The organism is Streptococcus cristatus (assembly GCF_003943505.1).
GTDB lineage: Bacteria > Bacillota > Bacilli > Lactobacillales > Streptococcaceae > Streptococcus > Streptococcus cristatus_E.
On record NZ_RJPS01000047.1, the window covers coordinates 1 to 844 of the forward strand.

An 844-nucleotide genomic window follows, 5' to 3' on the forward strand; every position below is an offset into this window, starting at 1 on the left:
GTTTAAAGATGTATTAGAAAAACACAGATCGCGCTTAATTAAAATATCAGAGAAGCACATAGAGGGTGATGAGGATGATTCCGTCATTGTTGCTGATAGGATTGCGTTTAATGCAATACTAGATTTTTACGCTGGGAAAATAAAAGAATCCCAGATCAAGGCATTAATTGAACCAGCAATTATGTACCAAAGAATGATAAGTAAGGCACAGGAGATATTTGAAAATGATATTGTGGTTGATAGCTATACCGACAATAAAGGGCTGATTGCCAACATACGTTCATATGCCGTTTTTGATTATTTAAAGGCAAAGCTCCAGGGGGGCAAAGATGACGACGGATATGCTATTTCGGCTGATGTTCTATCTGCTACACAATTTGGAGCCCCACAAAAAAGAATGCGTTTTGTAGTAATGGGTATTCGAAAAGATATTGCAGATGTAGTTAAACTTCCAGAAGGAAAATATAAAGACGGTCCATATAGGACAGTTGAGGACGCTATTAAAGATTTAGAGGATGTTGAGCCGGTCTATAATGTATCTGATGATAAAAGTGGCATAAAGCTACAAGCTAAAACTGGCTTGAGTGAGTTGGCGCTGACACTTCGTGACTCAGAGATGTTGCACAATCATATTATAACTAAAACGACACCAGCAGCTATGGCGCGTTTTAAAGCATTAGATCAGGGACAAAATTTTCATTCCTTATCTGAGGAAATGAAAACAAACACGTATACAGATGTTACAAGAACGCAGAATACGATCTATCTTCGCTTAAAATATGATGAGCCGTCTGGTACTGTAGTAAATGTGCGTAAATCAATGTGGGTACATCCGACAAAAGAC

The 844-nt window shown here is 38.0% G+C and carries 1 protein-coding gene; it reads left to right on the forward strand.

Annotated features, from left to right (window positions below; translation table 11 throughout):
* Window positions 1-844: DNA cytosine methyltransferase (locus tag D8792_RS10875; protein ID WP_142999398.1), on the forward strand; the 844-nt coding region annotated here is incomplete at both ends.